The following is a 21,090-nucleotide window of genomic DNA, read 5'->3' as shown; positions in this document are numbered from 1 at the left end:
CGGGACCGATTGGCGCAGTCCGCGCAAGGAGAGACACACGTGACAAGCGATGCGAAAACCCCGTCTTTCATCGTCGGGATCGCAGCCTCCGCAGGCGGTCTGGAGGCCACATCCCTGCTGGCGCAGAACCTCCCCCGCACGCTTGATTTGGCCTATGTGCTGGCCCAGCATATGTCGCCCAGCCATAAATCCATGTTGGTTCAATTACTTGGCCGTGAAACCACGCTGGCCGTCGTGGAGATCGAGGAACGGGCCGTGCCTGCGGCGAACACGATCCATATCCCGCCGCCTGGCCATGATGTGGTGCTGGAGAATGGCGAATTTGTGCTGCGCAGCCCCGAAGGCCATCCCGCAGCCCCAAAACCCTCCGCCGACCGTCTGTTCAAGTCGATTGCCTCGGAAGTGGGCGAGCGTTCGGTCGGGATCGTTCTCTCGGGCACGGGGTCCGATGGCAGCTACGGGGTGCAGGCCATCCGCGAGGCCGGCGGTATCACCCTCGCGCAGGAGCCCTCCAGCTCGAAATATGATTCCATGCCGGTCTCGGCGATCCGCACCGGCTGTGTCGACCTCACTCTGACGCCGCAGCAGATGGGCCAGCATCTGGCCATGATCCTTGCCCAGCCGCGCGATCTGCAGAGCCTCAAGGACATCAACGAGCATACCGGCAAGAATGCCGATCTGTTCCAGATCCTGCTGGGCCATACGCTGGTCGATTTCCGCCAGTATAAGGAAAACACGATCAACCGACGCATCCAGCGCCGGATGATTGCCAAGGGGATCGAGAATTATAACGACTATGTCGAGCTGTGCCGCCGCTCGGTCGACGAGGTGGAGGCGCTCTATCGCGACCTGCTGATCTCGGTCACCAATTTCTTCCGCGACCCCGAGCAGTTCATCGCGCTGCGGGATGCGCTCAACAAGAAGATCAATGACGGGGTCGAAGAGCCCCTGCGCGTCTGGATCGCAGGTTGTGCCACGGGCGAGGAAGCCTATTCCATCGCGATCCTGATTGTCGAGGCCATGGGCGGGCTCAGCAAGGTCGAGAAGGATCGGCTACAGATCTTTGCCACCGATATCGACGACCGCGCGCTGGCGATCGGGCGGCGCGGACAATATCCGGCCTCTGCCGTCACCGATATCCCGCAGGAATATCTCGCGCGCTATTTCGAGCTGGCCGAGGACCATGTGGTGGTAAAATCGAAGCTGCGCAGCTTCGTCATGTTCTCGCGGCATAATGTCTTCCAGGACGCGCCCTTCATGTCGATCGATCTCGTGTCGATCCGCAATGTTCTGATCTATTTCGAACCCAAACTGCAGGAACGGGTCCTGACCCGCATCCAATATGCGCTCAAACAGAATGGCTATCTGTTCCTTGGCACCTCCGAGACGACAGGGGCGCTCGAGAGCTTCTTCGTGCCGCTGAGCCAGCATGGCAAGATCCTGCGCAAACGCTCGACACGGCTCAATTCGGCAAGCACCGCGCTCAATGGCTCGCTGCCGCCCACCAATCGCTTGCGCGCCACCTCTCCGGGTGGCTATCGCAGTGCCCCGCCCCCGCCCAATGACTGGTGGCGCTTTGATGCGCTGGCCAAGTCTGTGGTCAAGAACGGTTTCCTGACCAATCGCGACCGTTCGGTGGTGAAGATCTATGGCGACATCGCTCCCTTCGTGGAGATGCGCACGCCGATCCATGGCGGCATGACGCTGGATGTGCTGCAAAAAGCGCTGGCCTATGAGGCCAATTCAATGGTGCTGGTGGCACTCAAGCAGCGCGAGGCGCGCTCGGGGCAATGGCATCAGCTCGAAGGCCGTGATTTCAACACCGTGCGGATGACCGCATGGCCGATCATCGATGACAAGGTCGACGAACCGGTGGTCCTGATCGGGTTCGAGACCGAAATGCGCTCGGCCCCCGATCCGGAAAATGTCGAACGCACCGACTATCTGGATTATCTCGAAACCGAGCTGTCGCGCACCCGTGACACGCTACAGATCACCATAGAGCAGCTGCAGACATCCAATGAGGAACTCCAATCGCTCAACGAGGAGTTGCAATCCTCGAACGAGGAGTTGCAATCCACCAATGAGGAACTCGAGACCTCCAACGAAGAGCTGCAATCGACCAATGAGGAGCTGATCACCGTCAATGAGGAGCTTCTGGTCAATACCGGGCAGCTGGAGCGCACCTCGGCCGAGTTGAACGGACTGATCAAGGGCCTGCCTACGGTGATGATGATGCTCGATCAGGGGCTCCTGATCCGTCATGCCAGCCAGTCGGCCGTCCGCACCTTCGAGGTGCGCGAGCGTGGCCATTCTCTGGGGCATCTTTCGCAATGCTATATGCCGATGGGGTATCCGCCGCTTGTGGATATCTGCTCGCAGGCGCTTCTGGACCGGCGTCCGCATTACCGGCAGTTCGAGATCGACGATCATTGCCATTCGATGACCGTATCGCCTCTGGTCACCGATAACGAGGGGCTGATCGGGTTGATCGTGCTGATCACATCGGTCGATATGACAGTGGATTCCCTTCTCAACCAGACGCTGCGCAAATTCTCCAATATCGGGACATGGCGCGTCAATCTGGCGACCGAGGAGGTGAGCTGGTCGAGCGAGACCTTCGCCATCCACGGCCTCCCCCCCGACAAGACCAAACGCAAGATGTCGGAGGCGGTGAACTTCTACCATCCGGACGATCGCGACATAGTCAAATCGGCGATCGAGACCGCACTGACCCGCAACGAGCCCTTCCATTTCTTCGCCCGCCTCAGGCGCGGCGATGGCACGACAGTGGTCGTGGAAAGCTCCGGCTCGACCGTGCGCAACGAGCTGGGCGAACCCATCGCCCTGATCGGCGTCTGCCGCGATTTCTCGCGCATCCAGAACGAGAACTTGTTGGTGCGCCATTACGACGAGATCACCACCGAACAGCATGTGGGCTTCTTCTCCATCGATATCATCAACAACCTGCATTACTGGAACCCGGTTCTGACAGAGATGCTGAACGGGAAAGATGCGGGAGCGCCCTCGCTCGACGGGCTGATCTCGCATCTGCCCACCGAGCGGCAGACGAGCCTGCGCAAGACCTTGCAGGATGCGATCCAGCAGAAAAAACCGTTCACCATCGAGGAGGTTCTGAATTTGCGTCACGGCGCCCCGCACAGATGCCAGATCCGCGGCAACATCGATTGCAACCAAAGTGGCCAGGTGACCCATGTTTACGGCTCGATACGGGCTATCGATTAGGCGTTTCTTCGACGGATCGGCTAATTTCAGCCATTTGAAAGCGGCGTGATCAAAAGCCCGCTCAGAATTAATCTCTTATTAACAATTACAACCAGATGATGAGTGAAAGAAACAAAATCCATTAGACCGAAAGGATACCCGAGATGGGTGCTGACGGGCAGAAAAGCCATCATGAGTTTGGGGTAGTTACTTTACACCTTCTACGCGACGATGTGACAGGCGCATGGTTTGCAGAACGGGTGGAAATGAACTTGGAGAACATGCGCAACCAGATCACGTTCCGGCAGCCGGAGCCTCTGGAAAGTGCTTTTATCGCCAGTTTCGCGCAGGCACTTGCCACACATCTCCCCACGGGTGGCGAGTTCTCGGTTTCGACCAATTCGCATAACGTGATCGAAGTGCCCGGCGCGATGCTGGGTGGGATGCGGATCATTGCCCAGCGCAGCGTGAACGGCATGCAGCGGGTTGCCGTGCGCTTCCGCAACATGGTGGGACAACTGCAGGCGATCCTGTCGATCCGCCACCGCAGCGAGGGCCAGACGCTGACCACTCTCGAAAAGGGCGCGACGGATGCGCTTTTGTCGCTTCTGATGCCCTGCCTCGATCTGGCCCATGTGGAGATCGACACCTTCTCCGATAGCGACCTTCCCTTCAAGGTCGCGCTCCGGCTTCAGGCACTGACCCAGAAGAAAGAGGATCTCGCCTTCTTCGCCCATATGCTGCGCCGCTATGTCGAAAACACACCACAGATGATGGCGGTCGAACAAACCCAACCGGTGCTCGCGCAAGAGACCCAGACCATCCGGCTCGTCGCCAATAACTGACCTCCCCCCACATTCCCGATCCGGGCCTGTTGTCCAGTTTTTTGTTTCCCAGTATCCGGCCCGTGATCGTTGATCACAGGGCTTTTTTGTTTTCTCACTGCGAGAGCGACCTAGATTTCCTCCCATAAATCGCATGTCCGCGGGGTTTCCTTTCCGACCTCAAGGCGTGAGACTTGGTCAAAGACGAGTTGGTTGACTACGGGCGGAGGAAGCAATGTCTGATACCAATACCATCCTTATCGGTGCGCCGGTCGATTGCGGCAAGCGCGGCAAGGGCTGCCTGATGGGTCCGGATGCCTATCGTGTCGCGGGTCTCCGCGAGATCCTGACCGAACTGGGGCGCGATGTCCGGGATCTCGGCAATCTCGGCCCCGGCCCTCTGCCCGAAGTCACCCCCGACAACGACCGTATCTACAAGATGGCCGAAACGGTCGCGTGGACGCGGACCCTGATGGAGACCGGGCGCGAGGCGGCCAAGCTGGGCTTTCCCATCTTCATGGGCGGGGACCACGCACTGGCGATGGGCTCGGTTGCAGGAATGATCCAGCATGCCGCCGATCTGGGGCGGCCCTTCTATCTCCTCTGGCTTGATGCGCATTCCGATTTCCACAGCCCGCAAAGCTCGGGCTCGGGCAACCTGCATGGCACCCCTGTAGCCTATCTGACGGGGCGCGAGGGCTTCGAGGGGTTCCCCGTGCTCGAGCACCATCTCGAGCCCTCGCATACCTGTATGATCGGGCTGCGCTCGGTGGACCCCGCCGAGAAACACGCGCTGAAAAAGAGCCCGATCCGCCGCTATGATATGCGCGCCATCGACGAGACCGGCATCGCGAAGCCTCTGGGTGACTTTCTGGCCGAGGTCGAGGCCGCGAACGGCATGCTGCATGTCTCGCTCGATGTGGATTTCCTCGACCCTTCGATCGCACCCGCCGTGGGCACCACCGTTCCGGGGGGCGCGACCTTCCGCGAGGCGCATCTGGTGATGGAGATGCTCCATGATAGCGGGTTGGTGACTTCGCTCGATCTGGTCGAGCTGAACCCGTTCATGGACGAGCGCGGCAAGACGGCGCAGCTGATGGTGGATCTGACCGCCTCGCTTTTCGGCCGCTCGGTCTTCGACCGCCCCACCCTCAACCATTCCCGCCGCTACTGACGCAAAACGCCCCGACCGTGCAGTCGGGGCGTTTTCCGGTTCTACCAAAAGGGCTTAACGCAATGCGGCTTCCGGCTCCGCCTCGGCGCAATCATCTGTCATCCGCGACATGATATTGGCGACCAGCGCGCCCGAGATATTGTGCCAGACCGAGAACATGGCCGACGGCACTGCCGCCAAGGGGGAGAAATAGGCGGTCGCAAGTGCCGCCCCCAGACCCGAATTCTGCATCCCCACCTCGATGGCGATCGCTTTGCGGCGTGCAAGGCTCATGCCGGTCATACGCCCTGCCAGATAGCCGATCAGATATCCCAGCAGGTTATGCAGCACAACGACGCCAAAGATCATCACCCCCGATTGGACGATGGCGCCTTTGGAGGCGGCAACGACAGCCGCCACGATCAGCACGATCCCCGTGACCGAGACCAGCGGCAGTGCGGGCACAGCCGCGGTTACCAGCTTGGGCAGGAATCTCTGCGCAAGGATGCCCAGCACGAGCGGGAAAATCACCATTTTCAGGATCGACAGGAACATTGCCATCCCGTCTACCGGCAGGTGGGTCGAGGCGAAGGTGAAGACGAGGAAGGGCGTGACCACCGGTGCCAGAATCGTGGTCACGGAGGTGCAAGCCACCGACAGCGCCAGATCACCCTTGGCAAGATAGGTCATCACGTTCGACGAGGTCCCCCCCGGGCAGCAACCGACAAGGATCACACCGGCCGCCACTTCCGGCGACATCGGCACCACCAGCGTCAGCACCACTGCAATAAGCGGCATGATGACGAATTGCGACACCACACCGACCGCCACCTGCACCGGACGTTTGGCCACTTCCGCAAAATCCTGTGCCGAGATGGTCAGCCCCATGCCGAACATGATGATCCCCAGAAGCGGCACAATAAGCCCTTTGAGCTGCACGAAAACCTCGGGGAAGGCAAAGCCCAGAACGGCAAAGAGCACAGTCCAGAACGCGAAGGTTCGCCCCACGAACTGCGAGAAGGCGGCGATTGATTTCATTTTCTTCCTCGGAATCGTAACAAGATTTCTCATTTCTGATCCTGCGGATAATCACCTTGCTTTTGAAATTCAACCCGTCGTGGGAAAAAATGACAATTTGCCAATCATGCTTGGGAAATCCTCGGTGACATCGCCTGCGATCAGGGGCAGAAAGGGGCAACACGATGAAGGAGATTGCCATGCTCGTCCTCCCCGATGATGCGCAACATGATTACCCCCTGCTGGAGGCTCTGGTCGAAGACGATGATCTGGGCCAGATCGTCCTGACCCTTGCGCGTGCGATGGTGCCGCTTTCGGCACGGCTGGCGGCCGGAAAACTCCCCGGTGACCCGGCGGCTCTTGTGGGCGAGAATGACAGCGGGGATGCGCAGAAAGCGCTGGATGTAGGCGCGCATGACCATGTGATGGCGGCGCTCAAGGGCGCCAATATCCGCCATGTGCTGTCCGAGGAAGCCGCCCTGCCCAGCTGTCTCGATCCGGAAGGCGATTGGGATCTGGTCATCGATCCGATCGACGGTTCGGGCTCCATCGGGATCGGTGCGCCTTTGGGGATGCTGTTTGCGATCTATCCGGCGGGCTCGGGGGATTTCCTGCGTGCGGGCCGCGAGGCGGTGGCGGCGGGCTATGCCTCTTTCGGCCATTCGCTCGATTTCGGCTATAGTCTTGGCGATGGCGTGCATATCGCCACCTATGACGCGCAAAGCAATGCGTTCCATGTGACGCTGGCCAAGGTCATGCTGCCCGATCAGGCCAAGGTGATCGCCTATAACGCCTCGAACGAGCGCCACTGGCCTGCGGGCCTTCAGGCCTATGTCAATGACCTGCGACTGGGCAAGACCGGCCCGCGCGGGCGCGATTTCAACATGCGCTGGCTGGCGGCCGCCGTGGGCGAACTTCACCGTATCATCCTGAAAGGCGGAGCATTTCTCTATCCGCAGGATGCGCGCAAGGGCTACGAGAATGGCCGTCTGCGCCTGACCTATGAGGCGGTGCCGATTGCCTTCCTGATGGAGCAGGCCGGTGGACGGGCGAGCAATGGCGCGAGAGATATCCTCGATCTGGTGCCGAAAGAGGTGCATGAATTTGTGCCGCTGATCTTCGGTGCCTCCGAGGAGGTCGCGCTGATCGAGGACTATCTGGCGAAAAATAACTGACTAAAGTCAGGCACATCTCAGCTTGCGAGTTATGGATAATCACCCCATGATCTCCCATGAAATATGGGGGATCATATGGATCTGGTCGATGAATTACGCGCTTTTGTCGCCACCGCGCAGACCCGTTCATTCACAGCCGCAGCCGATCAGTTGGGTCTGTCGAACCGGCTGACCTCGAAATATGTGGCCGCGCTCGAAACACGTCTGGGCACGCGGCTTTTCCAGCGCACTACCCGCAAGGTGGGGCTGACACCCGCGGGCGAGGATCTGATGGCGCGCGCGCCCGCCCTTCTCGACGATCTGGATCTGATGATCAGCGATATCGCCGACGGCGCGCGTGGGCTGTCGGGGCTGATCCGCATTTCGGCCCCCGTGACCTTTGGCGAGGCCTATCTGGCCGAGATGCTGGCGCGGTTCGGCGAGGCGCATCCGGATCTGAGCATCGATCTGCGGCTGAGCGACCAATTCGCGGATCTGGCGGGGGACGGGATCGACCTTGCCTTCCGGATCGGCCAGTTGGACGCGATGGCGCTGAAATCGCGCAAGATCGGTGTGTTCGGGGTCAAGCTCGCGGCAAGCCCCGCCTATCTGGCCCGCAATGGGACCCCCGCGCGCCTTGCCGATCTGGAGAACCACAACTGCATTATCGACAATAACCGCCGCACCCCGCGCCGCTGGAGGTTTGCGAACGGGACGATCGTCACGGTGAACGGGCGGTTTCAGGTAAACTCGGCGCGCGTGTCCTGCCGTTATGCGGAGATGGGCCTCGGTATCACCTATTGTCCGGATTTCGCGCTGCGTGACGCGCTGGATGCGGGCAGTCTGGTGGAGATTCTTCCCGAAGAGACCGGCGAGAGTTTTCCGGTCAATATCGTCTATCTCGAGGGCCAGCGCCTGCCGACCAAACTGCGCGCGCTGGTCGATTTCGCCCGCGAAGATATGAAACGCTCGGGTCTTCTGACGGTATGAAACGGGGCCGCAACCGGCCCCGTTCCCGCGTTTAATGGGCGGCTTCGACCGCACCGGCCTCGGTCAGCGCCGTCATCTCGTCTGCGGCCAGACGCAGTTCGGCCGCTTTCACGAAACTTGCCAGCTGGCCCTCGCTGGTGGCCGAGGCGATGGGCGCTGTCACGCCATCACGCGCGATCAGCCATGCCAGCGCCACTTCGGCGGGTTTGGCCCCGTGCGCATCGGCCACCTCGGTCAGCGCCTTCACGATCGCCATGCCACGGTCGTTCATATATTTCTCGACCATGCCGCCGCGTTTGGACCCTTTAAGATCCTCGGGGCTGCGATATTTGCCGCTCAGGAAGCCCGCTGCGAGGCTGAAATAGGTCACCACACCGATATTTTCGGCAATGCAGAGATCGCGCAGCTCGCCCTCGAACCCGTCACGGTCATAGAGATTATATTCGGGCTGGAGCACCTGATAGGCCGGAAGCCCCTTCTCCTTGGCCGCTTTCTGTGCCGAAGACAGCAGCGCATAATCATAGTTCGACGCGCCGATGGCGCGGATCTTGCCCGCCTTCAGGAGATCCTGATAGGCGCCCAGCGTCTCTTCATGGGTCACGCTGTCATCGGGCCAGTGCGAGAAATAGAGATCGACATGATCGGTTTTCAACCGGCCCAGCGACAGATCAATTGCCTTGGAAATCCAGTCCTTCGACAGCCCCTTCTCGCCCGGGCCGCCCATATCGGAGCCGACCTTGGTAAAGAGCGTTACCTTCTCGCGCATCCCCGGACGGGCCGCAAACCATTTGCCGAGGATCGTCTCGGATTCGCCGCCTTTATTTCCCTCGACCCATGCGGAATACACATCGGCCGTATCGATGGTGGTGAAACCATGATCGATGAGTGCATCAAGCATGCGGAAACTTGCGGCCTCATCCAGCGTCCAGCCGAATACATTGCCGCCGAACACGATGGGAGAGATCTCGAAACCAGTGGTGCCAAGGGATTTGGTCTTCATGAAAGGCCTCCTTTTTTCAAATTCTCCGGCGCATCCTGCGCGCCTTCGACCCATGACAGTAGGACGGCTGCAGTGCGGGAAAATGCCCGAAGCCCTGCAAACAGTATTCTCCCTCATGAAATAATGGTGAGGCCGTCATGCGCCCCCTGCCATGGTTCCGGCCAGATAACTGTGATTTTCCATGACCAGATCGCGCAGGAAACCGGCAACCGCCCGCACCCGCGGCGATTGCAGCAGATCGGTCTGCGTCACCAGCCAGACCGGCTGATCGATCCCCAGATCGGCGCGCAGGCAGACCAGCCCGCGCGGGCGGGCCAGAAAATGCGGCAGCACGGCCAGCCCCAGCCCCGCGACACAGCCCGCCACCTGCGTGGCAAGCGAGGTGGTCGACAGGACGGGCGGGCGGCCCTGCAGCACCTGTTCCACCCAGATCGCGGCGGCCAGATGCGCGTGCCCCTCGCCCCACATGATGAAACGGTCCCGATCGAAGGCCGCTCCATCCGCCGGCGCCGCGCGCCGCGCCAGATATGTCGGCGCGCCATAAAGACCGTAGCCCAGTCGCCCCAGCCGTTGCAGCGTGACATGACCTCGCTCGGGCTTGACCATGCGCAACGCCAGATCCGCATCGCGCCGATGCAGGTTGACGGAGCGCACATCTGTCACGAGATCGAGGCATAGTTTGGGATGGCGCTCTTGTAACCGACCCAAGGCAGGCAGGATGAGATCGGTGGCGAAATTCTCGGCCGTGGCCAGCCGGACCGTGCCCGTTACCTCGCGCGAGGGCTGCACATGACCTGCAAGGCTGTTGGCGGCAGCCTCCATATCCTCGGCCCGTTCCACCAGCGCCGCGCCATCCTCGGTCACGCGATACCCCGTCTGGGTGCGCAAGAACAAAGGCGCGCCCATCGCCGCTTCCAGCCGCTCGATCCGGCGCGAGACCGTGGCAAGCCCCAGATGCAACTGGGCCGCCGCTCCCGAGAGCGTGCCCGCCCTCACCACCGCCAGAAATACTTTCAGATCATCCCAGACCACTGCCATCGCGCCACCTTTACCGATTATGGAAAACAATTCACCATATGAGTTAATACCCTCCAACTTCGGAAAATGACAAACAGGAGGCTCCAGGACAAGACGAAAGGACGGATCATGCAAAAGCGCCACCTGACAAAGGATCTCGAGGTATCGGCTCTGGGGCTCGGCTGCATGGGGATGAGCGAGTTCTATGGCCCCCGCGATGACGCGCAATCGCTGGAGGTGCTCCATCGCGCGGTGGAGTCGGGTGTCGATTTCTTCGACACCTCGGATATGTATGGCCCCTTCCATAACGAGGAACTGATCGGGCGCTTCCTGAAGGAGACCGGTCAGCCCGTCAAAATCGCTACCAAATTCGGCATCGTCCGGCAGCCCGGCGCCTATGAGCGCCATCTCGACAACAGCCCTGCCTATGCACGCCGCGCGGTAGAGGGCTCCCTCAAGCGCCTCGGCATCGAACGGATCGACCTCTATTATGTGCATCGCGTCAATCCCGACGAGCCGGTCGAGGAGACGATGGCGGGGCTGGCGGGGCTGGTGAAGGAGGGCAAGATCGGCCATATCGGGCTCTGCGAGGTCAGCGCCGCAACACTGCGCCGCGCCCATGCGGTCCATTCGGTGAGCGCGCTGCAGACCGAATACTCGCTCTGGACCCGTGGGGTCGAGGACGAGATCCTGCCCGCCTGCCGCGAGCTGGGCGTGGGATTTGTGCCTTATTCACCGCTGGGGCGCGGCTTCCTGACCGGCGCCTATAGCGACCCGGGCAAACTGGCCGAAGGCGATTTCCGCGCCATGCTGCCGCGGTTCCGTGACGCCGCACTGGCCAGCAATCTGCGCATCGCCGATCTGGTGCGCGAGCGCGCGGCAGCCAAGGGCTGCACCCCCGCGCAGCTCGCACTGGCATGGCTTTTGGCGCAGGGCGAGGATATTGTTCCGATCCCCGGCACGAAGCGACTGCGCTATCTGGAGGATAATCTGGGCGCGCTCGATATCGCGTTCAGCGCCTCCGAGCTGGCCGCTCTGGACTGCGATCTGGCCGCCCTGCCGGTCGCAGGCGCGCGCTACACGGCAGAAGGCATGAAAGGGGTGGAGGTCTGAGGCTTCCCCTGCCCGCGCGGGCGCGCTATTGCTGAGCCTATGAGAGTTCTGCTTGTCGAAGATACCCCCGATCTGGCCCGCAATATCGCCGCCTTCCTGCGGCTACAGGGGCATGCGGTGGATGTGGCCGGGTCGCTTGACGAGGCCGAGGCGGCATGGGCCGTCACCGATTATGCGGGGGTTGTGCTGGATCTGGGGCTGCCCGATGGCTCGGGGCTCGCGCTTTTGCGCAACCGCAGACGCGCGGGAGACCGCACACCGGTGATCATCGCCACGGCGCTCGACCAGATCTCCGACCGGATCGCAGGACTGGATGCGGGAGCCGATGACTATGTGACCAAGCCCTTCGATCTGGGCGAACTGGCGGCGCGGCTGCGCGCCCATGCCCGCCGCTCGGAGGGCCAGCCCGCCGCCGAAACCGTGCTCGGCGATCTGCGTATCGACCGTGCCGCCGCCCGCCTGTGGCGCGATGACGAGGAGCTGCACCTGACATCGCGCGAATATTCGCTTTTTGATGCGCTTCTGGCCGCGCGCGGACGCATCCTCTCGCGTATAGCGCTGGAAGAGACCCTGTTCGCCTATGGCGATAGTGTCGAGAGCAATGCCGTCGAGGTCTACATCTCGCGGCTCAGGGCCAAGCTGGGCGCGGGCGTCATCGTAACGCGGCGGGGCTTGGGATATCTGATCCCGTGAAGGCATGGTCGCTCAAGCGGCGCCTGTTGCGCAATGTGCTGGTGGCGGTGGGCATTGGCTGGGGAGCCACGCTCTGTGTCGGGATTTTCGCGCTCAATCACGAGATGGGCGAGATCCTCGATGACGCACTGAAGGATGATGCGACCTTGATCGCGCGGCTTCTGGCGCAGGACAAGACCCGCACCATCGCCGAATGGGCCGATGCCCATCCTGATGGCGATGACTGGCGGCTGCGCATCCTTCACGGAACCGCCGCCGCCCCCGCCGCGCCTTGGCCGGACCTCACCCGCGACGGCGTCCACACCACCGAGGGCTGGCAGGTGATACGGCGCAGCACCGATGATGGCGTAATCGAGATCGGACAGAGCCTTGCCATGCGCCGGCACGAGCTGATGGAGGCCGCCCGCGCTTTCCTTTTCCTGATCCTGCCGCTCCTGTTACTGGTGACGGCGGCGATCATGCTGACGCTCCGCCAGAGCCTGTCCTCGACAGTGCGCTTTTCCGAAGGGATGCGCCGGCGCAGCGCCGAGGATCTGTCGCCGCTGGTCTCCGAGACCCTGCCACAGGAGATGACGCGCGTGGCCGAGGCCTTCAACATCTATCTCGCCCGCATCCAGAACCTGCGGGAAGCCGAGCGCCATTTCATCGCCAATGCCGCGCATGAGCTGCGCACGCCACTGGCCGTGCTGCGAAGCCGGATCGAGGTGATGGCCGCCGCCCCCGAGCGCCTGCCCGAGGCACAGGCCGATCTGATGGGCACGATCGACCGGCTGTCGCTCAGGGTCGAGCGGCTCTTGCAGCTCGAACGGGCCGAGGCAGGCTTGGGGCTGGCACGCGAAACCATCGATGTGATCGCGCTGATCCGCCTCGTCTGTCATGACATGCGCCCCGTCAATACGGGTCAGATGCCGATCCTTTTTGACGATAGCGATATAGAGGCCCTGCAGATCAAGAGCGATCGCGACGCGCTGGCGATCATCCTGCGCAACCTGCTGGGCAATGCGCGCGAGCACGGCACGGGCGAGATCCGGCTCCGGCTGGCGCCCGATGGCACGCTGACGGTCACCAACCAGACCAGTGGTCAGGCAGGGTTCCAGTTGGACCGGGGCGACAGATCGGCCAGTTCCAAAGGCGCAGGGCTCGGCCTCGATATCACCCGCCGTCTGGCGCAGGATCTGGGGATCGCGGTCACATTTGCCATGCAGGCCGGCCCGCCGCCACAGGCCCGTGTGACCCTGCATCTGCCGTTGGCCCCCGCCGCGCCCCTGCGGGACTGATCAGCTCCGTGCCCCCTTGCCCAACGAAAAGCCCCCCGCAGCCGCAAGGCAACGGGGGGAGGTTCGTCAGTCGGGCTCGTTCTCGTTCACTGCCCTCGTAGCGTCTTTTTTGCCTGGGCCCTCTCGACGTCTAGGGCAAGCGCACCTGCCCCCGAACTCGTTAACCACCACCCTGAAACGGGTCGAATGGGAAATCTCAGTGCAGACCGTAGACGCTGCCCGCCTGCATCAGCGTCACGGTCGAGGATGCACCATGCATCTCGATCTCGGCCACACTCATGGGACGGGCCCCGAGCCCCTCGCCCCAGACCTCGACCGAGGCCTGTCCGCCGAATGTGGCATTCAGCACCGATTTGAGCGCATCGCCAGAAAGCTTGGCGACCATGCCGCCCTCGATCAGCTCCAGCTCTGCCGCGAGCACGCGCGTATTTCCGATAATCAGTTCCAACGTCTTCTCCGCGAAACAGGTGAGAGGTGGTCAGGTCCGGCAGGGTGCCGGACCGCTAGGATCAGCTGCAGCCGGAGGTTCCGCCGCAGGTATTGCATTTCATGCAGGTGCCATTGCGCACGAGCGTGTAGTTGCCGCATTCGCCGCACGCCTCGCCTTCATAGCCCTGCATCTTGGCCTTGGTACGCGCATCCATCGACACGGTCCCCGAAGTGACTGCCGTGGAGGCTTTGGGCGTAAACCCCGCCTGCCCCTCGGCAAACCCGCGGGCGGCCTGCGGGGCCGATTGGAACATCATCAGCTCCTGCGGCAGACGTTTGCGCAGATAGCCCGAAGACGAGATCTGGCGCAGCACCTCGAGCGATTTGGACGCGCCGTCCTCCTCGAGCGGAGCCGCCTCGCCGCCGATATCGAGATCGTCGAATGTGTGCCCCTTGGGCTGCACATGCGCGAGATCCGTGCGGTCGAGATAGGAAATCGCCAGCTCGCGGAAGACATAGTCAAGGATCGAGGTCGCATTCTTGACCGAGTCATTGCCCTGCACCATGCCCGCAGGCTCAAATTTGGTGAAGGTAAAGGCATCGACAAACTCTTCGAGCGGCACGCCATATTGCAGGCCCACCGACACGGCGATGGCGAAGTTATTCATCATCGCACGGAAGCCCGCGCCCTCTTTGTGCATGTCGATGAAGATCTCGCCCAAGGCGCCATCATCATATTCGCCGGTGCGCAGATAGACCTTATGGCCACCGACAATCGCCTTCTGGGTATAGCCCTTGCGCCGCGAGGGCAGTTTCTCGCGATGCGAGCGCACCAGTTCCTTGACGATGACCTTCTCGACGATCTTCTCGGCCAGCACCTGCGCCTTTTCCTGCGGGGTGCCGGAGGTCAGGATCTCCTCGGCCTCCTCGTCATCCTCGATCAGGGCCGAGGCCAAGGGCTGGCTGAGCTTGGAGCCGTCACGGTAGAGCGCATTGGCCTTGATGCCCAGCGACCAAGACAGTTCATAAGCCGCCTTCACATCCTCGATCGAGGCCGAATTGGGCATATTGATCGTTTTCGAAATCGCGCCCGAGATGAAGCTCTGCGCCGCCGCCATCATGCTGATATGGCTCTCGACCGACAGATAGCGCTTGCCCTTCTTGCCGCAGGCATTGGCGCAATCGAAGACGTTCAGATGCGCAGGGTCCAGATGCGGCGCGCCCTCAAGGGTCATGGTGCCGCAGACATGGTCATTGGCGGCCTCGATCTGCGCTTTGGTAAAGCCCAGATGACGGAGCATATCGAAGCTCGGATCATTCAGCTTGGCCGCCGGAATACCCAGCGTCTTGGTGCAGAACTCCTCGCCCAGCGTCCATTGGTTGAACACGAAACGGATATCGAACGCGGTCGGTAGTGCTGCGTTGATCTTCTTGATCTCCGCATCGCCAAAACCGTGGCCGATCAGCGAGGTCGTGTTGATGGCGGGGCAATTGCCAAGGCTGGCATGGCCCACCGCATAGGACACGATCTCTTCGGCCTGCGCGGAGCTATAGCCGAGTTTGGCGAGCGCTGCAGGCACCGAGCGGTTGATGATCTTGAAATAGCCGCCGCCTGCGAGTTTCTTGAATTTCACAAGCGCGAAATCGGGCTCGATACCGGTGGTGTCGCAATCCATCACAAGGCCGATCGTGCCCGTGGGCGCGATCACCGAAACCTGCGCATTACGGAAGCCATGCGCCTCGCCCAAGGCCAATGCCTGATCCCATGCGGCCGTGGCCAGCTCGACAAGCTTCGGGTCGGGGCAATTGGCATGATCCAGCGCCACCGGCTTGACCTCGAGGCCCTCGAACGCGTCGAGCCCATGGGCGGCGGCGCGGTGGTTGCGGATGACCCGCAGCATGTGTTGGGTATTCTTCGCATAGCCCGGGAAGGCACCAAGCTCGGCGGCCATCTGCGCCGAGGTGGCATAGGAGACGCCCGTCATGATCGCGGTCAGCGCACCGGTCAGCGCACGGCCCTCGTCCGAGTCGTAGCCCAGCCCCATATTCATCAGGAGGCCGCCGATATTGGCATAGCCAAGCCCCAGCGTGCGGAAATCATAGGAGCGCTGCGCGATTTCCGCCGAGGGGAATTGCGCCATCATCACCGAGATTTCCAGCGTAACAGTCCAGATCCGGCAGGCATGGATATAGCCTTCCGCGTCGAAACGGCCGTCCTTGTAGAAGGTCAGCAGGTTCATCGAGGCGAGGTTACAGGCCGTATCATCGAGGAACATATATTCCGAGCACGGGTTCGAGCCGCGGATCGGGCCATCCTCGGGGCAGGTATGCCATTCGTTGACGGTATCGTGGAACTGGATGCCCGGATCGGCGCAGGCCCATGCGGCATGGCCCACCTGCTCCCACAGATCGCGCGCCTTGATGGTCTTGGCGACCTTGCCATCGGTGCGGCGCAGAAGTTCCCAATCGGCATCGTCCTTCACCGCCTGCAGGAAGGCATTGGTCACCCGCACCGAATTATTGGAATTCTGACCCGAAACAGAGGCATAGGCATCGCTATCCCAATCGGTGTCGTAGGTCGGGAACTCGATGCTCGAGTAGCCCTGACGCGCATATTGCAGCACGCGGTTGATATAGGTCTCGGGGATCATCACGCCCTTGGCGGATCTGATCGCCGCCTTCAGAGCGGGGTTCCTGGCCGGATCGACCGCGCCCTCATCCGAGCCGTCAAAGGTGCGGATCGCCTCAAAAATCCTGTTCAGCTCACGCTCGTGCAGCTTGGAGCCGGCCACCAGCGAGGCAACCTTCTGCTCCTCGATGACCTTCCAGTTGATGAAATCCTCGATATCGGGATGGTCCATATCGATGATGACCATCTTGGCAGCCCTGCGCGTGGTGCCGCCCGATTTGATGGCCCCCGCCGCACGGTCCCCGATTTTCAGGAACCCCATCAGACCCGAGGATTTGCCACCGCCCGAGAGCGGCTCGCTCTCGCCGCGAAGGCTCGAGAAATTGGTGCCGGTGCCGGAACCGTATTTGAACAGACGCGCCTCACGGACCCACAGGTCCATGATCCCGCCTTCATTGACCAGATCATCCGAGACCGACTGGATGAAACAGGCATGGGGCTGCGGATGCTCGTAGGCCGAGGCCGATTTCACCAGCTTGCCCGATTTCGGGTCAACATAATGGTGCCCCTGGCTCGGTCCGTCGATGCCGTAAGCCCAATGCAGGCCCGTGTTGAACCATTGCGGGGAGTTCGGTGCACCCATCTGGCATGCCAGAGTGTAGCGCATCTCGTCATAATAGGCCCGCGCATCCTCTTCGGTGGTGAAATAGCCGCCCTTCCAGCCCCAATAGGCCCAGGCGCCGGCCAGACGGTCGAAGACCTGCTTGGCCGAGGTCTCGCCACCGAAACGCTGGTCCTCGGGAAGATCCTTCAGCGCGGCCTCATCGGGCACGGAACGCCAGAGAAACTCGGGCACGTCCTTCTCGCGCACGCGCTTGAGCGCGGCAGGCACACCCGCACGGCGGAAATATTTCTGGGCCAGCACATCCGAGGCCACTTGGCTCCAGCCTTCGGGCACCTCAACGCTATCGTTACGGAAGACGATTTTCCCGTCCGGATTACGGATCTCGGACTGCGTGGTGGTGAAGGCGATAGCTCCGTAAGCGCCGCTCTCAGAGGTCGTGAATTTCCGCTCGATCTTCATCTGCTCAATTCCCTGAACAAAGCCAACTCTTACCCACCGACATTTCCGGCATACCAGACCGGAGCCTTGCACCCCCGTACAAGACCGATTCTAAAAGGAATCTGTATATTTGCCTGCGCGGCCTCCGCACCACTACATATGGTGGCTTCACCGGAAGCTCTGCACAAGTTGGCGCAGCTCCGGTGGCGCGTCAACTTATCTTTAACCAGCAAAATCGGCATTTTAGGATTGACGGCGGGTCTCCTCGAAAGGCCGACCGATTCCTCCACAGAGGCATGCGGCAGCCCCACTACCATGCGGCCGCAAGTTTTCCTTGAGTCACGAAGGCTTGGCCCGACAACAGCCCGACTGGCTGAAGCTATCCACAGCCTATCGGTGAGCGGACGCAAAATCGGGCATATCGAAAAAATAACGCCATGCCTGCTCTCCCTCCGTCCGAAAGCGCCGGAGCGCACGGATAAAGCCGTTCCTAACGCAGCGGCATGTAACGCGGCGCCAAGCGAGTGGATCTCATGGTGAAGGAGAGGAAGTGGTCGGGGCGGCGAGATTCGAACTCACGACCTTCTGTACCCAAAACAGACGCGCTACCAGGCTGCGCTACGCCCCGACTGCTGCCCTGATAACCGCTCGGTTCGAAAAGGGGAAGAGGTAAGATGCGAATAAACATCCTCTCCCGCGCCGAACGGGGAAATTAGTCGCTACAGGGGCGCAGCGCCACCTGACGCGCAATCATCGGATGCGACAAAACGGTACCGCGCGATATCCCGTCCGCCCGCGCCCTGCCCCCATTCAGCTCCAGCACGAAACGCGCATCGGCCCCCGAGGAGATCGGAGTCAGATCTCCGGGAATAGCGTTTTCATGCACGGAGACCACCATGCCGGCGGCATCGATAAAGATCATATCCAGAGGAATCAGCGTATTGCGCATCCAGAACGACCGCGGGCCTTCGTCAGGATAGACGAAAAGCATTCCCGCATCTTCCGGCATGGATTCGCGATACATCAGACCGCGCTCCCGCTCCTTGACCGTTGTCGCCAGCTCGATATCAAAGCTATCGAGCTGCTTACCGTTCTCGCTGAAAACGGCACGGTCCAACGCGCAGGAAATCCCAGCGGCCTCAGCCGGCCCGCTATGATAGCAGGCCAGAGCAACCAGCGCGGCGCACAGAGAACCGGGCCGGAAAATCATGCTTGTGCCCGCACACCGTTTTCCCATGCGAGAACCTGCGCCGCCATCCGGCCACGCCGCCCCTCGATCACCTTGAGGCAGACCGCCTCGCCGGGAGCCAGATCGGCAAATCCCGACCGGCGCAGAACCTCGATATGGATGAAGACATCCTCGGACCGACCGAACACATTGGCAAAGCCGAAGCCCTTGACCTTGTCGAACCATTTCACACGAACCGGTTCGAGCGGTAGATTTTCCAGATCCGCCGGCTCGGTGCCATCGAGATCCTCGATCGGCGGCACGTCATCCTCGTTTTCCGGCGGTTCGATCTGTAATACCTCGACCGCCTGACGCCCGCGCGGCGTTTTCTGCACCCTGACAGAAATCAGTGCATTATCGGCGACCGACCCCTGTCCGAAGTTCCGTAATACATTGGCATGGAGAAGGATGTCGGGCCCACCTTCCCCATCAAGAATAAACCCAAAGCCTTTGGCTGGATCGAACCACTTCACTTTACCGCGTAGCTCGCTCAAGTCATGCACACCGTCAATCATGTGTAATAGATCCGTCGAATAAACCAGACACCTCGCTGCATGGCCCAATGCAGCCTGTGCTCCCATACCCTACAGGTAACGTAACTGTTTCCGAAAAAAAACGATTATTTTACCTCATTCGCAATTCACGAAGCGCGAAATTCAAGGATTTAGACGCTGAACGCTCCAATCTGACGTTGCGTCACTTCTTTCCCAGCGAAAACGGTCATGCAAACGGAATGCACCATCCGCCCAAAATTCAATCTCCAGCGGAAGGATACGGAAGCCACCCCAGAACGGCGGGCGCTTGGGGTTCGGCCCTTTCAGGGCGGTGATCTTAGCCACTTCGGCCATCAGCGTCGCGCGGCTATCAAGGGGCTGGCTCTGGCGGCTCGCCCACGCGCCCAGACGGGATTTCAGCGAACGTGAGGCGTAATATTCGTCCGCCTGCGGACCATCCTCGCGCGACACGAGCCCGCGCACCCGGATCTGGCGGCGCAGGGACTTCCAGTGCATCACGAAAGCGGCCTTACCCGCATGATCGAGCTCCTGCGCCTTGCGTGATTCGTAATTGGTGTAGAAGACGAAGGCCCCGCCAGATGCGGCATCTTGTCCTTCGATCTCCTTCAGGAGCACCATCCGCGCATTGGGCAGACCATGCGCATCGACTGTCGAAAGCGCGATCGCGTTGGGATCGTTGATCTCTGTTCCCTCGGCCTCGGCCAGCCATGTTTTTGCAATGGCAAACGGGTCATTGCCCGCAAAAATTCCCTCGCGATCCCCCATCGGGTCATCCTCCGTCCATCTTTATTACCGCTGCAGCGGGCATGAAGCCCCGAGGCGCGGATACCATGCCACAACTTGCGCGCAAGGGCGCGGAATGCAAGCGCTGCACCTTGTTCTTTTGTTGCGTTTCTCTTAATGCAATCCGACATATCAGAGGGAAGCGGGGGAAACCTGACATGACCAATAACCTTATGGCAGGCAAACGCGGCCTGATCATGGGCCTGGCGAACGATAAATCCATCGCCTATGGCATTGCCAAACAACTTCGGGATGCAGGCGCGGAACTCGCCCTCTCCTATCACGGTGAAGCGCTGAAAAAACGCGTCGATCCGCTGGCCGAGCAGCTGGGCTGCGATACGGTCGTCGAGTGCGATGCCTCGAATGGCGAGTCCATCGACCAGCTCTTCGCATCGCTGAAAGAGAAATGGGGCAAGATCGATTTCCTCGTTCACGCCATCGGGTTCTCCGACAAGAACGAGCTGCGCGGCCGTTATGTCGACACCTCGCCCGAGAACTTCCGCGTCACCATGGACGTGTCGGTCTATTCCTTCACCGCTGTGTGCCGTCGTGCCGTCGAGATCATGCCCGATGGCGGCGCGCTCCTGACGCTGACCTATTACGGTGCCGAACAGGTCATGCCGCATTATAACGTGATGGGCGTCGCCAAAGCGGCTCTCGAGGCTTCGGTCAAATATATCGCGGAAGATGTGGGCAAGCTGGGCATCACCTGCAACTCCATTTCGGCCGGTCCGATCAAGACGCTGGCTTCCTCGGGGATCGGCGATTTCCGTTATATCCTGAAATGGAACGAGCTGAACTCGCCGCTGCGCCGCAACGTGACGCAGGATGAGGTCGGCAAGGCCGCACTGTTCCTGCTGTCCGAGCTGGGCACCGCCACCACCGGCGAGACGCTGCATGTGGACGCGGGCTACCATGTCGTCGGGATGAAGGCCGTGGACGCGCCCGATATCGACGTCACCACCAAGCGCAAGGACTGA

General features: G+C 61.1%; 17 protein-coding genes and 1 tRNA gene. 9 read left to right on the top strand and 9 right to left on the bottom strand.

Going from position 1 to position 21,090, the window contains the following annotated elements; all coding sequences use genetic code 11:
• The first annotated feature begins 39 nt into the window (after positions 1–39).
• From ABEB22_RS10225 to rocF, 3 genes are all read left to right on the top strand, one after another.
• On the top strand, positions 40–3,246 hold the full coding sequence (locus ABEB22_RS10225; RefSeq protein WP_350937451.1) for a chemotaxis protein CheB: 3,207 nt from the start codon (positions 40–42) through the stop codon (positions 3,244–3,246).
• 245 nt (positions 3,247–3,491) lie between these two features.
• Entirely contained in the window at positions 3,492–4,070 is a 579-nt protein-coding gene (locus tag ABEB22_RS10220; protein ID WP_350937448.1) for a hypothetical protein, read from the top strand.
• Positions 4,071–4,284: 214 nt separating this feature from the next.
• Positions 4,285–5,223: an arginase gene (rocF, locus tag ABEB22_RS10215; protein WP_350937446.1), complete on the top strand. Its 939-nt coding sequence runs from the start codon at positions 4,285–4,287 to the stop codon at positions 5,221–5,223.
• A 54-nt stretch (positions 5,224–5,277) separates the two neighbouring features.
• Here the strand turns inward: rocF and ABEB22_RS10210 are convergent, their stop codons facing one another.
• Complete coding sequence (locus tag ABEB22_RS10210; RefSeq protein ID WP_339113014.1) at positions 5,278–6,240, bottom strand: bile acid:sodium symporter family protein; 963 nt, start codon at positions 6,238–6,240, stop codon at positions 5,278–5,280.
• A gap of 179 nt (positions 6,241–6,419) precedes the next feature.
• Here ABEB22_RS10210 and ABEB22_RS10205 point away from each other — a divergent pair, with 179 nt between their 5' ends.
• Positions 6,420–7,394: a class 1 fructose-bisphosphatase gene (locus ABEB22_RS10205; protein ID WP_406870208.1), complete on the top strand. Its 975-nt coding sequence runs from the start codon at positions 6,420–6,422 to the stop codon at positions 7,392–7,394.
• Between the two features lie 75 nt (positions 7,395–7,469).
• On the top strand, positions 7,470–8,363 hold the full coding sequence (locus ABEB22_RS10200; RefSeq protein ID WP_339113016.1) for a LysR substrate-binding domain-containing protein: 894 nt from the start codon (positions 7,470–7,472) through the stop codon (positions 8,361–8,363).
• 31 nt (positions 8,364–8,394) lie between these two features.
• On the opposite strand, the gene ABEB22_RS10195 is transcribed toward ABEB22_RS10200, so the two are convergent.
• Positions 8,395–9,363, bottom strand: a complete 969-nt coding sequence (locus ABEB22_RS10195; RefSeq protein ID WP_350937438.1) for an aldo/keto reductase — start codon at positions 9,361–9,363, stop codon at positions 8,395–8,397.
• 135 nt (positions 9,364–9,498) lie between these two features.
• Positions 9,499–10,401 carry a LysR family transcriptional regulator gene (locus tag ABEB22_RS10190; protein ID WP_406870207.1) on the bottom strand — a complete coding sequence of 301 codons (903 nt, stop codon included), beginning with the start codon at positions 10,399–10,401 and terminating at the stop codon, positions 9,499–9,501.
• 108 nt (positions 10,402–10,509) lie between these two features.
• Here ABEB22_RS10190 and ABEB22_RS10185 point away from each other — a divergent pair, with 108 nt between their 5' ends.
• The 3 genes from ABEB22_RS10185 to ABEB22_RS10175 are packed head-to-tail and all read left to right on the top strand — an operon-like array spanning position 10,510 to position 13,463.
• Entirely contained in the window at positions 10,510–11,493 is a 984-nt protein-coding gene (locus ABEB22_RS10185; protein WP_406870206.1) for an aldo/keto reductase, read from the top strand.
• Between the two features lie 39 nt (positions 11,494–11,532).
• Positions 11,533–12,186 carry a response regulator transcription factor gene (locus ABEB22_RS10180; protein ID WP_339113020.1) on the top strand — a complete coding sequence of 218 codons (654 nt, stop codon included), beginning with the start codon at positions 11,533–11,535 and terminating at the stop codon, positions 12,184–12,186.
• On the top strand, positions 12,183–13,463 hold the full coding sequence (locus tag ABEB22_RS10175) for a sensor histidine kinase (protein WP_406870205.1): 1,281 nt from the start codon (positions 12,183–12,185) through the stop codon (positions 13,461–13,463). Before ABEB22_RS10180 ends, ABEB22_RS10175 begins: the two co-directional genes overlap by 4 nt.
• A gap of 196 nt (positions 13,464–13,659) precedes the next feature.
• On the opposite strand, the gene ABEB22_RS10170 is transcribed toward ABEB22_RS10175, so the two are convergent.
• From ABEB22_RS10170 to pdxH, 6 genes are all read right to left on the bottom strand, one after another.
• Positions 13,660–13,911, bottom strand: coding sequence for a hypothetical protein (locus ABEB22_RS10170; protein ID WP_339113022.1), 252 nt, complete (start codon positions 13,909–13,911; stop codon positions 13,660–13,662).
• 61 nt (positions 13,912–13,972) lie between these two features.
• Positions 13,973–17,605 carry a vitamin B12-dependent ribonucleotide reductase gene (locus ABEB22_RS10165; RefSeq protein WP_406870204.1) on the bottom strand — a complete coding sequence of 1,211 codons (3,633 nt, stop codon included), beginning with the start codon at positions 17,603–17,605 and terminating at the stop codon, positions 13,973–13,975.
• A 530-nt stretch (positions 17,606–18,135) separates the two neighbouring features.
• Positions 18,136–18,212, bottom strand: a tRNA-Pro gene (locus ABEB22_RS10160).
• Positions 18,213–18,296: 84 nt separating this feature from the next.
• Positions 18,297–18,701, bottom strand: coding sequence for a DUF192 domain-containing protein (locus ABEB22_RS10155; protein ID WP_350937426.1), 405 nt, complete (start codon positions 18,699–18,701; stop codon positions 18,297–18,299).
• A gap of 89 nt (positions 18,702–18,790) precedes the next feature.
• On the bottom strand, positions 18,791–19,327 hold the full coding sequence (locus ABEB22_RS10150) for a cold shock domain-containing protein (RefSeq protein WP_339113025.1): 537 nt from the start codon (positions 19,325–19,327) through the stop codon (positions 18,791–18,793).
• A gap of 141 nt (positions 19,328–19,468) precedes the next feature.
• Entirely contained in the window at positions 19,469–20,092 is a 624-nt protein-coding gene (pdxH, locus tag ABEB22_RS10145) for a pyridoxamine 5'-phosphate oxidase (protein ID WP_406870203.1), read from the bottom strand.
• Between the two features lie 176 nt (positions 20,093–20,268).
• Here pdxH and fabI point away from each other — a divergent pair, with 176 nt between their 5' ends.
• Positions 20,269–21,090 (top strand): enoyl-ACP reductase FabI, encoded by an 822-nt coding sequence (gene fabI / locus ABEB22_RS10140; protein WP_339113027.1) that lies wholly within the window; start codon positions 20,269–20,271, stop codon positions 21,088–21,090.

The sequence above is a fragment of the Thioclava sp. 'Guangxiensis' genome, assembly GCF_045348365.1.
GTDB lineage: Bacteria > Pseudomonadota > Alphaproteobacteria > Rhodobacterales > Rhodobacteraceae > Thioclava > Thioclava kandeliae.
The sequence above is the reverse complement of the archived record's forward strand: the minus strand, read 5'-3'. Positions and strand labels throughout refer to the sequence as shown.

Bases quoted from the DNA above. Each gene is read 5' to 3' on its own strand.
- ABEB22_RS10220 (WP_350937448.1), top strand. From the start codon at position 3,492: ATGAACTTGGAGAACATGCGCAACCAGATCACGTTCCGGCAGCCGGAG.
- rocF (WP_350937446.1), top strand. From the start codon at position 4,285: ATGTCTGATACCAATACCATCCTTATCGGTGCGCCGGTCGATTGCGGC.
- ABEB22_RS10210 (WP_339113014.1), bottom strand. From the start codon at position 6,240: ATGAAATCAATCGCCGCCTTCTCGCAGTTCGTGGGGCGAACCTTCGCG.
- ABEB22_RS10205 (WP_406870208.1), top strand. From the start codon at position 6,420: ATGCTCGTCCTCCCCGATGATGCGCAACATGATTACCCCCTGCTGGAG.
- ABEB22_RS10200 (WP_339113016.1), top strand. From the start codon at position 7,470: ATGGATCTGGTCGATGAATTACGCGCTTTTGTCGCCACCGCGCAGACC.
- ABEB22_RS10195 (WP_350937438.1), bottom strand. From the start codon at position 9,363: ATGAAGACCAAATCCCTTGGCACCACTGGTTTCGAGATCTCTCCCATC.
- ABEB22_RS10190 (WP_406870207.1), bottom strand. From the start codon at position 10,401: ATGGCAGTGGTCTGGGATGATCTGAAAGTATTTCTGGCGGTGGTGAGG.
- ABEB22_RS10185 (WP_406870206.1), top strand. From the start codon at position 10,510: ATGCAAAAGCGCCACCTGACAAAGGATCTCGAGGTATCGGCTCTGGGG.
- ABEB22_RS10180 (WP_339113020.1), top strand. From the start codon at position 11,533: ATGAGAGTTCTGCTTGTCGAAGATACCCCCGATCTGGCCCGCAATATC.
- ABEB22_RS10165 (WP_406870204.1), bottom strand. From the start codon at position 17,605: ATGAAGATCGAGCGGAAATTCACGACCTCTGAGAGCGGCGCTTACGGA.
- ABEB22_RS10150 (WP_339113025.1), bottom strand. From the start codon at position 19,327: ATGATTGACGGTGTGCATGACTTGAGCGAGCTACGCGGTAAAGTGAAG.
- pdxH (WP_406870203.1), bottom strand. From the start codon at position 20,092: ATGGGGGATCGCGAGGGAATTTTTGCGGGCAATGACCCGTTTGCCATT.
- fabI (WP_339113027.1), top strand. From the start codon at position 20,269: ATGACCAATAACCTTATGGCAGGCAAACGCGGCCTGATCATGGGCCTG.